This is a genomic window from Streptomyces sp. TLI_105, assembly GCF_900105415.1.
Classification (GTDB): domain Bacteria; phylum Actinomycetota; class Actinomycetes; order Streptomycetales; family Streptomycetaceae; genus Streptomyces.
The window spans coordinates 3835215-3847491 of the sequence record NZ_FNSM01000001.1 but is presented as its reverse complement, the minus strand read 5'-3'; the positions used below and the strand labels follow the sequence as shown (position 1 = coordinate 3847491).

The window sequence follows — 12277 nt, the reverse complement described above, 5'->3', positions numbered from 1 at the left end:
CCGGGGGCCGGGTCCTAGGAGTTGCTCGTACGCAGGTGTTCCGCCGCGTCCGTACGGGCCTTGTCACGGGATCTGCGGGCCGGGCCCGTCCAGCCGCAGCTGCACCGTGCCAGCGCGAACGAGCCGCGCTCCGTCGTCGTGGTGTGGTGGGAGGAAGCCTGCGCGTGCACCCCACCACCGTACTGCGCGTGACGGCACGCCCCGACCGTCGTTATGCGGATCGGGTGCCCCCGGGCCCGCGGGCCCCGGGGAAGGGCGGTGCCGGGCAAACAGCGGTGAGGCGTTGGGGGTTGGCAGCGATGGTGGTGCAGCGGTACGGGCGTCCGCAGGGCTTCGGGAGCGGGGCGCTCGCCGTCGCCGTCCTGGTCGGCTCCCTCGTCGGGACCGCGGCGGTCACGGGCTGCGCCGCCCCCGGGGACCCGAAGGCGGCGGCCGCCGACCCCGCCCTCGCCGTACGGAACGCCGCCGACACCCTGGTGAGGGCCGGCACCTCCAAGGCGAGCACCTCCATGGAGATGGCCGCCGGCGGCACCCGGGTCACCATCCGGGGCGAGGGCGGCTACGACTTCCGGCGCCGCACCGGGCGGCTCCAGGTGCTGCTGCCGAAGGACCCGGCGGGGGCGAGCGAACACCGGCCGATCACCGAGCTCCTCACCCCCGGCGCGCTCTACATGAAGAACCGGGGCGCCGGAGTGCCCGCCGACAAGTGGGTCCGCGTCGACACCACCACCCTCGACGACGGGAACCTCGTCACCAACGGCGCCACCGACCCGGCCGCCGCGGCGGAGCTGCTGCGGGGCGCCCGCGAGGTCACGTACCTCGGCGAGGTCGATCTGGCAGGGGTGAAAGTCGGCCACTACCGGGGCGTCGCCGACATCGCGCACGCCGCCCGGGCCGCCTCGCCGCAGCTGCGCGGGGCGCTCGCCGCGGCGGCGAAAGGGTTCGCCAAGGACACGGTGCCCTTCGACGCGTACCTCGACGGCGAGGGGCGGCTGCGGAAGGTGCGCCACCAGTTCAGCTTCAGCAACCAGGGCCGGACGGTCGCGGTCGCCTCGACGACCCTGCTGTACGGCTTCGGGGTCCCCGTCGAGGTGACGCTGCCGGACCGCCGGGACATCTACGCCGGGAAGATCGAGGCCTGACCCGGCCCGGTGGCGGCACGGACCATCGGCAAATGGTCCAGACGTGTCATGCGCCGTTCGTGTCGCCGTACCTACGCTGGGAGACCGCTGGGAGACCGACGCCGGCAGGAAGAGGTGGATGCGCGTGGCCCCGCCCGGTACAGCAACCGTGCTCACAGACCCGGACCGCGTCGCCCTCGCGGAGATCGAGCTCTGCGGCGAGCTGATCATCGCGGCGTCGGCCGCGGACGGGGAGCGGCTCAGCGCCGACCGGATCGACGAGGTGCTGCGGGTGGCGGCGGAGCGGGCCGCGGAGGAACTCTGAGGGACCACGGTCCCGCCCCGCCCGGCTCAGGTGCGCATCATGCGGGCGATGGCCTTCGTGGCCTCCTCGACCTTCTCGTCGATGCCCGTGCCTGTGGCCGCCGCGTCCGCGACGCAGTGCCGCAGGTGCTCCTCCAGGAGCTGGAGGGCGAAGGACTGGAGGGCCTTGGTCGAGGCCGAGACCTGCGTGAGTATGTCGATGCAGTAGACGTCCTCGTCGACCATCCGCTGGAGGCCGCGGATCTGGCCCTCGATCCGGCGCAGCCGCTTGAGGTGCTCGTCCTTCTGCTTGTGGTAGCCGTGCACGCCGTGGTCGTGCCCGTGCGTGTGGTCGGCCGGCTCGACGGCCCCGACGGCCTCGGGGGTGACCTGGTCCGTCTCGGTGGTCGTCATCGCGTCCTCCCGCTGTCCAGAAAAGGGGGTGTATACCCCTCGTGGGTATATGGTACCGATCCCCGCCGATCCGGGCGGGGGCCCGTGCAGTTCACTGTGCCTGATGGGCGACACTGAGAGACGCCGGTTAGCCGTGGCCGGATGATGCGCCTAGCATCAGCCTGACCGAAACCCAGCACCCCGAGGACCTCACGTGCGATTTCGTCTGACCCCCAGGGAGACGAGCTTCTACGACATGTTCGCCGCGTCCGCGGACAACATCGTCACGGGCTCCAAGCTCCTGATGGAACTGCTCGGAGCGGAGCCTTCCGCCCGGGCCGAGATCGCGGAGCGGATGCGGGCAGCGGAGCACGCCGGTGACGACGCCACCCACGCGATCTTCCACCAGCTGAACTCCTCCTTCATCACACCGTTCGACCGCGAGGACATCTACTCCCTCGCTTCGTGCCTCGACGACATCATGGACTTCATGGAAGAGGCCGTCGACCTGGTCGTCCTCTACAACATCGAAGAGCTCCCCAAGGGTGTCGAGCAACAGATCGAGGTGCTGGCCCGGGCGGCGGAGCTGACCGCCGAGGCCATGCCGAACCTGCGGACGATGTCCAACCTGACCGAGTACTGGATCGAGGTCAACCGCCTCGAGAACCAGGCGGACCAGATCCACCGCAAGCTGCTCGCCCACCTCTTCAACGGCAAGTACGACGCCATCGAGGTGCTGAAGCTCAAGCAGGTCGTGGATGTGCTGGAGGAGGCGGCCGACGCCTTCGAGCACGTGGCCAACACGGTGGAGACCATCGCGGTCAAGGAGTCCTGAGCTTCGTGGACACCTTCGCTCTGATCGTGACCATCGGGGTCGCGCTCGGCTTCACGTATACGAACGGCTTCCACGATTCCGCCAACGCCATCGCCACCTCGGTGTCGACCCGGGCGCTGACCCCCCGGGCGGCGCTGGCGATGGCGGCGGTCATGAACCTGGCCGGTGCCTTCCTCGGCAGCGGCGTCGCGCACACCGTCAGCAAGGGTCTGATCGAGACGCCGACGGGCAATTCGGGGATGGGCATCCTCTTCGCCGCGTTGCTCGGCGCGATCGTCTGGAACCTGGTCACCTGGTACTTCGGTCTTCCCTCGTCCTCCTCGCACGCCCTCTTCGGCGGCATGGTGGGCGCGGCGCTCGCGGGTGGTACGGAGGTCATCTGGTCGGGCGTCCTCGAGAAGGTCGTCATCCCGATGTTCCTCTCGCCGCTCGTCGGTCTGATCGCCGGTTACCTGGTGATGACCGCGATCCTGTGGATGTTCCGCAAGGCCAATCCGCACAAGGCCAAGCGCGGCTTCCGCATCGCGCAGACCGTCTCGGCGGCCGGCATGGCGCTGGGCCACGGCCTCCAGGACGCGCAGAAGACGATGGGCATCGTGGTGATGGCCCTGGTCATCGGCGACGTGCAGAGCGCGGACGCGCCGATTCCGGTGTGGGTGAAGTTCGCCTGCGCGGTGATGCTCTCGCTCGGTACGTACGCGGGCGGCTGGCGGATCATGCGGACCCTCGGCCGCAAGATCATCGAGCTGGACCCGCCGCAGGGCTTCGCCGCGGAGACGACGGGCGCGTCGATCATGTTCGTCACCGCCTTCCTCTTCAAGGCGCCGATCTCCACGACCCACGTCATCACCTCGGCGATCATGGGTGTGGGCGCCACGAAGCGGATCAACGCGGTGCGCTGGGGCGTCGCCAAGAACATCGTCCTCGGCTGGTTCATCACGATGCCGGCGGCGGGGCTGGTCGCTGCGGCGAGCTACTACGTCGTTCAGCTGATCTTCGGGTAGCGGCCCGAGGCCCCTGGGGCGAGCGGTCCGTGAGCGGGCGCCGGCCCGGGGGCATCGTGCCCACCCGTTCCGCCCTGCGGAACGTATGCAACGGTTCTACGTAAATGGGCCCGGCTCCCCTGTGGGGGAGCCGGGCCCTTCGTCGTGCGGTGGCACCGCCATGCAGCACCGCAGGACGGCCACGCGGCGGAGCCGCATGGGGTCATGGGTTATCCGAAGCGGCCGGAGATGTAGTCCTCGGTCGCCTGGACGCTCGGGTTGGAGAAGATGCGCTCGGTGTCGTCCAGCTCGATCAGCTTGCCGGGCTGGCCGACGGCCGCCAGGTTGAAGAAGGCCGTGCGGTCCGAGACGCGGGCGGCCTGCTGCATGTTGTGCGTCACGATGACGATCGTGAAGCGCTCCTTCAGCTCGCCGATGAGGTCCTCGATGGCGAGGGTGGAGATCGGGTCGAGGGCCGAGCAGGGCTCGTCCATCAGCAGGACGTCCGGCTCGACCGCGATCGCGCGGGCGATGCACAGACGCTGCTGCTGACCGCCGGAGAGGCCGGAGCCCGGCTTGTTGAGGCGGTCCTTGACCTCGTTCCAGAGGTTGGCGCCCTTGAGGGACCGCTCGACGATGTCGGCGAGCTGCGACTTCTTGTAGTTGCCGTTGAGGCGCAGGCCCGCCGCCACGTTGTCGAAGATCGACATGGTGGGGAAGGGGTTCGGGCGCTGGAAGACCATGCCGACCGTGCGGCGCACGGCGACGGGGTCGACGTTCGTCCCGTACAGGTTCTCGTCGTCCAGCATCACCTTGCCCTCGACGCGACCGCCGGGGGTGACCTCGTGCATGCGGTTCAGGGTGCGCAGGAAGGTGGACTTGCCGCAGCCGGACGGGCCGATGAAGGCCGTCACGGAGCGGGGCTCGACGGTCATCGAGATGTCGTCGATAGCCTTGTGGGCGCCGTAGTAGGCGGAGAGGCCGCTGACGTCGATTCGCTTGGCCATATCAATTCACTTCCAGTGTGCCGCGTCAGCGGCCGGTCTTGGGGGCCTTCCAGCGGGCGATGCCGCGGGCCACCAGGTTGAGGATCATGACGAAGGCGATCAGGACGAGCGCGGCGGCCCAGGCGCGGGCCACGGCGGCGTCGGTGCCGACCGCGTACTGCTCGTACACGTAGAGCGGCAGGGAGGACTGGGCGCCTTCGAAGGGGTTCGGGTTGATGAGCTTCGTACCGAACACGAGGAGCAGGACCGGGGCCGTCTCACCGGTGATGCGGGCGACCGCGAGCATGACGCCCGTGGTGATGCCGCCGATCGCGGTGGGCAGGACCACCTTCAGGATGGTGCGCCACTTGGGGATGCCGAGGGCGAGGGAGGCCTCGCGGAGCTCGTTCGGGACGAGCTTGAGCATCTCCTCGGTGGAGCGGACCACGACCGGCATCATCAGGATGGCGAGGGCCATCGCGCCGGCGAAACCGGAGGGGCCGAAGCCCAGGATCAGGTTCCAGGTGGCGAGGATGAAGAGGCCGGCGACGATCGACGGGATGCCCGTCATGACGTCGACGAAGAAGGTGACGGCGTGGGCCAGCTTTCCGCCGCCGTACTCGACGAGGTAGACGGCGGTGAGGAGGCCGATCGGCGCGGCGATCAGGGTCGCGATGCCGACCTGCTCGATGGTGCCGAGCAGCGCGTGGTAGACGCCGCCGCCGGCCTCGGCGTCGAGGACGCCGTTCATCGAGTGGGTCAGGAAGTAGCCGTCGAGGACGTCGAGGCCCTTGCTGATCGTGACCCAGGCGAGGGAGAGCAGCGGGACGACGGCGAGGACGAAGCTCACCCAGACGAGGCTGGTGGCGACGCGGTCCTTGGCCTGGCGGCGGCCCTCGACCTTGGTGGTCACGGCGAAGGTGACGAGGACGAAGAGCAGCGCGGAGATCAGGCCCCACTGGACCTTGCTGTGCCAGCCGGCGGCGAGGCCGATGCCGATGCCCGCGGCGATCGAGCCCGCGGCGACGGCGGCCGGGGTCCAGCGGGGGAGCCGGGCGTGGGAGAGGGACCCGCGGCGCGGGGCGGTCGAGACCGGACGTTCCTGTATGGCGTGGCTCATGCCGCGGCCCCCGAGTACTCCTTGCGGCGGCCGATGATCCAGCGGGCGGCGCCGTTGACCAGCAGGGTGATGACGAAGAGGACGAGACCGGAGGCGATCAGCGCGTCCCGGCCGAACTCGTTGGCCTCGTTGAACTTCGCGGCGATGTTCTGGGCGAAGGTGCCGCCGCCCGGGTCCAGCAGGTGGCCCGAGAGGACGAAGCTGGGGGAGAGGACCACGGCCACGGCCATGGTCTCGCCGAGCGCGCGGCCGAGGCCCAGCATGGAGGCGGAGATGATGCCGGAGCGGCCGAAGGGCAGCACCGACATGCGGATGACCTCCCAGCGCGTGGCGCCGAGGGCGAGGGCGGCCTCCTCGTGCATCCGCGGGACCTGGAGGAAGACCTCGCGGGTCACGTTGGTGATGATCGGAAGGATCATGATCGCCAGCAGGATGCCCACGGTGAAGAGGTTGCGGGCGACGCCGTCGCTGGACTTGTCGAAGATGTACGTCCAGCCCAGGTACTGGTCGAGCCACTTGTTGAGGCCGTCCAGGTACGGGACGAGGAAGATCGCGCCCCAGAGGCCGTAGATGATGCTGGGCACGGCGGCGAGCAGGTCCACGACGTACGCGAGCGGCTTGGCCAGCTTGCGCGGCGCGTAGTGCGAGATGAAGAGGGCGATCCCGATCGCGACGGGCACGGCGATGAGCATCGCGATGACCGAGGAGACGATCGTGCCGAAGGCGAGGACGGCGATGCCGAAGACCGGCGGGTTGCCCGCCGGGTTCCACTCGAAGGTGGTGAAGAAGTTGGTGCTGTCGTCCGAGATGGCGAGGACGGCACGGTAGGTCAGGAAGACCGCGATCGCGGCCATGATCACGAGGAGGGTGATGCCGGAGCCTCGGGACAGGCCGCTGAAGATGCGGTCCCCGGGGCGGGTCGCGCTCTTGGCGCCCCGGCTCCTCTGTATGTCAGGTGTGGTGGTAGCCATCGGTTTTCTCCGGTCTGCGGGTCCCGTACGCGAGTACGGGGGCCCTGGCGGCGGTGCACCGGATGCCGGGGCCGGCCCCTCCACGGGAGGTGAGGGGCCGACCCCGGCCGGGGGTCAGGACAGGGTCGGGACGATCGCGCGGACCTTGGCCGCGATCTCGGCCGGGAGCGGGGCGTAGCCGGCGTCGGCGAGGACCTTCTGGCCCTCCTCGCTGGCGGTGTAGGTGAGGAACGCCTTCAGGGTCGGCAGGGTCTCCGCCTTGTTGCCCTTGTCGCAGGCGATCTCGTACGTGACGAGGGTCAGCGGGTAGGCGCCCTCGGCCTTGGTGGTGTAGTCGAGGGAGAGGGCCAGGTCGCTGCCCGTGCCCTTGACCTTGGCGGCGGCGATGGCCTTCGAGGCGTTCTCCGTGGAGGCGGCGACCGGGGCGGCGGCACCGGTGTTGATGCTGACCGTGGAGATCTTGTTGGCCGTCGCGTAGGAGAGCTCGAAGTAGCCGATGGAGCCCTCGGCGTCCTTGACCGCGGTGGCGACGCCGGAGGAGCCGTTGGCGGCCTGGCCGCCCGGGGCGGGCCACGACTTCGTCTTCGGGTCGTACTTCCAGTCGGCCTTCGCGGTGGCCGAGAGGTACTTGCCCAGGTTCTGGGTGGTGCCCGACTCGTCCGAGCGGTGGAAGGCCTGGATGGTGGTGTCGGGGAGCTTCGCGCCCGGGTTCAGCTTGGCGATCGCCGGGTCGTTCCACTTGGTGATCTTCGTGTCGAAGATCTTGGCCAGGGTGGGGGCGTCCAGGACCAGGTTGTCCACGCCGTCCAGCTTGTAGCCGATGGCGATGGGGCCGCCGACCATCGGCAGGTTGACGCCCTTGCCGCCCTTGCAGATCTTCTGCGACTCGGCGACCTCTTCGTCCTTGAGGGCGGAGTCGGAGCCGGCGAAGGTGACCTGACCCTGGTTGAACTTGGTGATGCCGCCGCCGGAGCCGATGGCCTGGTAGTTGACCTCGACGCCGGAGCACGCGGCCTGGAAGTTCTTGACCCACAGGTCCATGGCGTTCTTCTGCGCGCTGGAGCCGGCGGCGAGGAGCTGGCCCTTGGCACCGTCGCACGCGATGTTCGACGCGGCGGCGGCAGAGGAGGACTTGGTGCCGCCGTCCTTGGTCGGGGTGTCCGTGTTGTTGTCCGAGCCACACGCCGAGAGGACGAGCGCACCGGAGACGACGAGGGCACCGATCGCGGAGGCGCGAAGCCCGTTCTTGCGCGAAAGCTTCACTTTCGGGTGTTCCTTCCAGAAGCCGCCTTGTCGCGGACCGTCATGTCCTGACCGTTCTACGGCGGCGTGTGTCGGTTGATCGGTGCGTCGCTGTGCTCCTTGCACCGTGTAAGGCCGAAATTAGGCAGAACAGGTGAAGCGGTCGACGGGGGAGGGTGAACGGGAAGTGAACCGTGCCGGAAGCGCGGGTGCGGGGCCCTGGGGCGGGCGGCGCCCTCCGGTGCGGGCCGCGCCCGCCCCCGTCGCGGGCTGCGCCCACTGGGGCGGCGCCCCGCCCTGCCGTTGTGGGCATGCGTTCCGCTGGGGCGAGGGGGTCCCCCCTGCTCGAGCGAAGCCGAGAGCTTGGGGGAGGGTGGGCACACGGAACGGCGCCCCTTGCCGGGCCCAGGCTCCCGCGCCCTGACCCGCACCCCGTTGCGCACCGCGCTGTCGGTGCGGGTCCAGGCGCGGAACGCGGAGGCGCCGCTGAAGGCGCCGTCCCGTGTGCCCACCCGTCCCGCCCCAGCGGGACGATTGCCCACACGGGGCGGGGGCGGGGCGTCGGCCCGCAGGCACTGGGCGGGGGCGGGACGAGGGCCCACACGGGAGGCGCCGGGGCGTCAGGGGTGGGTGGTGGACAGGGCTGTGTCCAGGAGTTCTCGGTCTCTGGGTTGGGTGAGGCGGTGGCGGGCCGCCGACGGGGGAAGCCAGACGAGGGCGTCGATCTCCCTCGTCGGGACGAAGCCGCCGTCCAGCGCCCGGGCCGACCAGTACGCGACCTCCTTGGGCCGGCCGTCCACCGTGTAGTGGGCCGTCGGCAGGCGCGTGCCGAGCTCGCAGCGCCTGCCCGTCTCCTCCAGTACCTCGCGCATCGCGCACGCCTCCGCCGTCTCGCCGCGTTTCCGCTTGCCCTTCGGGTGCGACCAGTCGTCCCACTTGGGCCGGTGGACCAGGGCGATCTCGATGCCGTGGCCGGAAACCGCCGGGCGCCACAGGACGCAGCCCGCCGCCAGGATGGGGGTGCCGCTCATGGGACCGGGGCCGTCGTTCTGTGCCAGGCGCGCTGGAAGGCGAAGCGCGCGGCCTCGACCTCGTGGCGCTGGTCGGCGTGGAGGACACCCAGGGCGTAGGCGGTGGCGGGGGCGATGCGCGGGGTGCGGGCGGCGGTGGCGGCGGCCGTCGCGGCCTCGGCGGCGTCGCGGTGCCGGTCGAGGGCCCGGGCGGCCTCGTACAGGACGGAGTCGGGTTCGCCGCCGGTGTGCAGGGCCTCGGTGGCGTACCGGTGCAGGCGCAGCAGGAGCCGGGTCTGGTGCCAGGGCGCGTCCTGGCTCTCGCCGGCGGCCAGGGCGAGGGCGTCCGCGTTGTACGGGTGCGCCGCCCGGGCGAGGGGGAGCGCCGCCACCGCGTCGAGGAGGCGCCGCTCCGCGAGCTCGGCGGGGGCGTCGATGACCTCGATGGCCGGGGCCGCGCCCGCCGGCCCGAGCGGCACCTCGGAGGCGAGGAGCGCGACGGCGTCGGCGATCGCGTGGAAGCGGGCGGAGCCGAGCGCCTGGAGGGAGGCGGAGTGGGCGCGCGTGCGGGCCAGGGTCAGCTGGCGTTCGAGGAGGGCGCCGGCCCGGGCCGCGCCGACCGTGAGCCCCGTGCTCTCCGAACCCCGGGCCGCCGGCACCGGACCCCCGCCGCTCGACAGGCGGGACAGCGCGTCCACCAGCCGGACCAGCCGGGAGGTGCAGGCCTGCTCCAGGGCCAGCGTGCCGGAGAGCCAGGCGAGCTCGGTGCGCAGCTGGTCGGCCCAGGCCGTGTCGAGCAGCGGCCGGAAGGTGTGGAGGGTGCCGCCGATCCGGCGGGCCGCGCCCCGCAGCGTACGGGAGGCCTCCTCCGCTCCGGCCGTGTCGGAGCCGCTCTCGGTGTGCAGGCGCAGGCCGCGGAGGAAGTCCGCGGCCCGCGCGTGCAGGTAGGGGGCCAGGACCTCGCCCGCCGTGACGTCCTGCGAGTGGTCAGGGTTGTGCACGCCGGCGCCTCCGCGCGTCGATGAGCATCTCCTGGACGTGCCTCAGGGGCCTGCCCTCGGGGTCGGTCGCGTGGCGCGTCCAGTTCCCGTCGGGGCCGAGGTGCCAGGAGGAGGTGGTGTCGGACATCCCGGTCTCCAGGAGCCGGGTGAGCGCTGCCCGGTGCGCCGGGTCGGAGACCCGTACGAGGGCCTCGATCCGGCGGTCCAGGTTGCGGTGCATCATGTCGGCGCTGCCGAGCCAGACCTCGGGTTCGCCGCCGTTGCCGAAGGCGAAGACCCGGGAGTGCTCCAGGAAGCGGCCGAGGATCGAGCGGACCCGGATGTTCTCCGAGAGGCCGGTGACGCCGGGGCGGACGGCGCAGATGCCGCGGACCCAGATGTCGACGGGGACGCCGGCCCGGGAGGCCTGGTAGCAGGCGTCGATGACGGCCTCGTCGACCATCGAGTTGACCTTGATCCGTACGTACGCGGGCCGCCCGGCGCGGTGGTGCGCGATCTCCTTGGTGATCCGGGAGACCAGCCCGTCCCGCAGCGACTTGGGGGCGGTGAGCAGGCGGCGGTACGTCTCGCGGCGGGAGTAGCCGGAGAGCCGGTTGAACAGGTCGGAGAGGTCGGCGCCGACCTGCGGGTCGGCGGTGAGCAGGCCCAGGTCCTCGTAGAGCCGGGCCGTCTTCGGGTGGTAGTTGCCGGTGCCGACGTGCGAGTAGCGGCGCAGGAGCTCGCCCTCCTGCCGTACGACCAGCGACAGCTTGCAGTGGGTCTTCAGGCCGACGAGGCCGTAGACGACGTGGCAGCCGGCCTCCTCCAGCTTGCGCGCCCACTTGATGTTGGCCTGCTCGTCGAAGCGGGCCTTGATCTCGACGAGGACGAGGACCTGCTTGCCGGACTCGGCGGCGTCGATGAGGGCGTCCACTATCGGGGAGTCGCCGGAGGTCCGGTACAGCGTCTGCTTGATCGCGAGGACGTCCGGGTCGGCGGCGGCCTGCTCCAGGAAGGCCTGCACGGACGTCGAGAAGGAGTCGTACGGGTGGTGCAGGAGCACGTCCCGCTCGCGCAGCGCGGCGAATATGTCGGGCGCGGACGCCGACTCGACCTCGGAGAGGTCCCGGTGGGTGCCGGCGACGAACTTCGGGTACTTCAGCTCGGGCCGGTCCTGCCCGGCGATCCCGAAGAGGCCGGTGAGGTCGAGCGGGCCGGGCAGCGGATAGACCTCGGCGTCGGAGACCTTCAGCTCGCGCACCAGCAGGTCGAGGACGTACGGGTCGATGGACTCCTCGACCTCCAGGCGCACCGGGGGCCCGAAGCGGCGCCGCATGAGCTCCTTCTCCAGGGCCTGGAGCAGGTTCTCCGTGTCGTCCTCCTCGACCTCCAGGTCCTCGTTCCTGGTGACCCGGAACATGTGGTGCGCCAGCACCTCCATGCCGGGGAACAGCTCCTCCAGGTGCGCGGCGATGACGTCCTCCAGGGGCACGTACCGCTGCGGGGAGGCCTCCAGGAAGCGGGAGAGCAGCGGCGGCACCTTCACGCGCGCGAAGTGGCGGTGGCCGCTGACCGGATTGCGTACGACCACGGCGAGGTTGAGGCTGAGGCCGGAGATGTACGGGAAGGGGTGGGCCGGGTCCACGGCCAGCGGGGTGAGGACCGGGAAGATCTGCTGCCGGAAGAGGGTGAAGAGCCGCGCCTGCTCCTTCTCCGTGAGCTCGGGCCAGCGGATCAGGTGGATGCCCTCGTCGGCGAGGGCCGGGGCGACGTCCTGCTGGTAGCAGGCGGCGTGCCGGGCCATGAGCTCGCGCGAGCGGGTCCAGATCAGGTCGAGGACCTCGCGGGGCTGGAGGCCGGAGGCGGAGCGGGTGGCGACGCCGGTGGCGATGCGGCGCTTCAGTCCCGCGACGCGGACCATGAAGAACTCGTCGAGGTTCGAGGCGAAGATCGCGAGGAAGTTCGCCCGTTCGAGGAGGGGGGTCGTCGGGTCCTCGGCGAGTTCGAGGACGCGCTCGTTGAACGCGAGCCAGCTGCGCTCCCGGTCGAGGAAACGACCCTGCGGCAGCTCGTCGCCGAGCGCGCCGTCGTCCTCGTAGGTGTCGGGATCGGAGTCCAGGTCGGGGTCGATGTCGGTCACGACGGTCCCGTTCACCACGTGCGCGCGGTGCGCGGTCAGGGAACCGAGGGACGGCGCGGTGGCCGACGCTTCGGACGACAGGACGGACGGTGTGGCGGAGGGCTGGACCGGGACCTCGGCGGGCTGCTGGCTCATGGCCCCATTCTTCCGCGCGAAGGGGTGGTCGGGCGCGTCGGAGCGGGCCGTGGGGGAG

The 12277-nt window shown here is 70.9% G+C and carries 13 protein-coding genes; 4 read left to right on the top strand and 9 right to left on the bottom strand.

The genetic code is table 11. The features are described 5' to 3' along the window. Positions 1-14: 14 nt before the first annotated feature. Entirely contained in the window at positions 15-170 is a 156-nt protein-coding gene (locus BLW86_RS42030) for a hypothetical protein (RefSeq protein ID WP_177181682.1), read from the bottom strand. A 129-nt stretch (positions 171-299) separates the two neighbouring features. Between BLW86_RS42030 and BLW86_RS17590 the strand changes: the two genes are divergently transcribed. Both BLW86_RS17590 and BLW86_RS17585 read left to right on the top strand, forming a co-directional pair. Further along, a complete protein-coding gene (locus BLW86_RS17590; protein WP_093874925.1) occupies positions 300-1142 on the top strand; it encodes an SCO4651 family lipoprotein in 843 nt (280 codons plus the stop codon). A 118-nt stretch (positions 1143-1260) separates the two neighbouring features. Then, positions 1261-1446 carry a hypothetical protein gene (locus BLW86_RS17585; protein WP_093874924.1) on the top strand — a complete coding sequence of 62 codons (186 nt, stop codon included), beginning with the start codon at positions 1261-1263 and terminating at the stop codon, positions 1444-1446. A 26-nt stretch (positions 1447-1472) separates the two neighbouring features. Here the strand turns inward: BLW86_RS17585 and BLW86_RS17580 are convergent, their stop codons facing one another. Then, positions 1473-1838, bottom strand: a complete 366-nt coding sequence (locus tag BLW86_RS17580) for a metal-sensitive transcriptional regulator (RefSeq protein ID WP_030694180.1) — start codon at positions 1836-1838, stop codon at positions 1473-1475. A gap of 193 nt (positions 1839-2031) precedes the next feature. On the opposite strand from BLW86_RS17580, the gene BLW86_RS17575 reads away from it, so the two are divergent. Further along, positions 2032-2652, top strand: a complete 621-nt coding sequence (locus tag BLW86_RS17575) for a DUF47 domain-containing protein (protein ID WP_093874923.1) — start codon at positions 2032-2034, stop codon at positions 2650-2652. Positions 2653-2657: 5 nt separating this feature from the next. Then, on the top strand, positions 2658-3656 hold the full coding sequence (locus BLW86_RS17570; protein ID WP_093874922.1) for an inorganic phosphate transporter: 999 nt from the start codon (positions 2658-2660) through the stop codon (positions 3654-3656). A 209-nt stretch (positions 3657-3865) separates the two neighbouring features. Here the strand turns inward: BLW86_RS17570 and pstB are convergent, their stop codons facing one another. The 7 genes from pstB to BLW86_RS17535 form a co-directional block, all read right to left on the bottom strand. Further along, positions 3866-4642 carry a phosphate ABC transporter ATP-binding protein PstB gene (gene pstB, locus BLW86_RS17565; RefSeq protein WP_093874921.1) on the bottom strand — a complete coding sequence of 259 codons (777 nt, stop codon included), beginning with the start codon at positions 4640-4642 and terminating at the stop codon, positions 3866-3868. A gap of 25 nt (positions 4643-4667) precedes the next feature. Then, positions 4668-5741 (bottom strand): phosphate ABC transporter permease PstA, encoded by a 1074-nt coding sequence (gene pstA, locus BLW86_RS17560; RefSeq protein WP_093874920.1) that lies wholly within the window; start codon positions 5739-5741, stop codon positions 4668-4670. Then, a complete protein-coding gene (gene pstC, locus BLW86_RS17555) occupies positions 5738-6712 on the bottom strand; it encodes a phosphate ABC transporter permease subunit PstC (protein WP_093874919.1) in 975 nt (324 codons plus the stop codon). The genes pstA and pstC overlap by 4 nt, the downstream gene beginning before the upstream one ends. A gap of 114 nt (positions 6713-6826) precedes the next feature. After that, positions 6827-7975 (bottom strand): phosphate ABC transporter substrate-binding protein PstS, encoded by a 1149-nt coding sequence (gene pstS / locus BLW86_RS17550; RefSeq protein WP_093874918.1) that lies wholly within the window; start codon positions 7973-7975, stop codon positions 6827-6829. 599 nt (positions 7976-8574) lie between these two features. After that, complete coding sequence (locus BLW86_RS17545; RefSeq protein ID WP_093874917.1) at positions 8575-8985, bottom strand: NUDIX hydrolase; 411 nt, start codon at positions 8983-8985, stop codon at positions 8575-8577. After that, the gene (locus BLW86_RS17540) at positions 8982-9965 is read right to left on the bottom strand and encodes a CHAD domain-containing protein (RefSeq protein WP_093874916.1); all 984 of its coding nucleotides are present in this window, start codon (positions 9963-9965) and stop codon (positions 8982-8984) included. The genes BLW86_RS17545 and BLW86_RS17540 overlap by 4 nt, the downstream gene beginning before the upstream one ends. Continuing rightward, positions 9952-12219 (bottom strand): RNA degradosome polyphosphate kinase, encoded by a 2268-nt coding sequence (locus tag BLW86_RS17535; protein WP_093874915.1) that lies wholly within the window; start codon positions 12217-12219, stop codon positions 9952-9954. The genes BLW86_RS17540 and BLW86_RS17535 overlap by 14 nt, the downstream gene beginning before the upstream one ends. Between the last annotated feature and the right edge of the window lie 58 nt (positions 12220-12277).

Bases quoted from the DNA above. Each gene is read 5' to 3' on its own strand.
- pstC (WP_093874919.1), bottom strand. From the start codon at position 6,712: ATGGCTACCACCACACCTGACATACAGAGGAGCCGGGGCGCCAAGAGC.
- BLW86_RS17590 (WP_093874925.1), top strand. From the start codon at position 300: ATGGTGGTGCAGCGGTACGGGCGTCCGCAGGGCTTCGGGAGCGGGGCG.
- BLW86_RS17585 (WP_093874924.1), top strand. From the start codon at position 1,261: ATGCGCGTGGCCCCGCCCGGTACAGCAACCGTGCTCACAGACCCGGAC.
- BLW86_RS17545 (WP_093874917.1), bottom strand. From the start codon at position 8,985: ATGAGCGGCACCCCCATCCTGGCGGCGGGCTGCGTCCTGTGGCGCCCG.
- BLW86_RS17580 (WP_030694180.1), bottom strand. From the start codon at position 1,838: ATGACGACCACCGAGACGGACCAGGTCACCCCCGAGGCCGTCGGGGCC.
- pstB (WP_093874921.1), bottom strand. From the start codon at position 4,642: ATGGCCAAGCGAATCGACGTCAGCGGCCTCTCCGCCTACTACGGCGCC.
- pstA (WP_093874920.1), bottom strand. From the start codon at position 5,741: ATGAGCCACGCCATACAGGAACGTCCGGTCTCGACCGCCCCGCGCCGC.
- BLW86_RS17535 (WP_093874915.1), bottom strand. From the start codon at position 12,219: ATGAGCCAGCAGCCCGCCGAGGTCCCGGTCCAGCCCTCCGCCACACCG.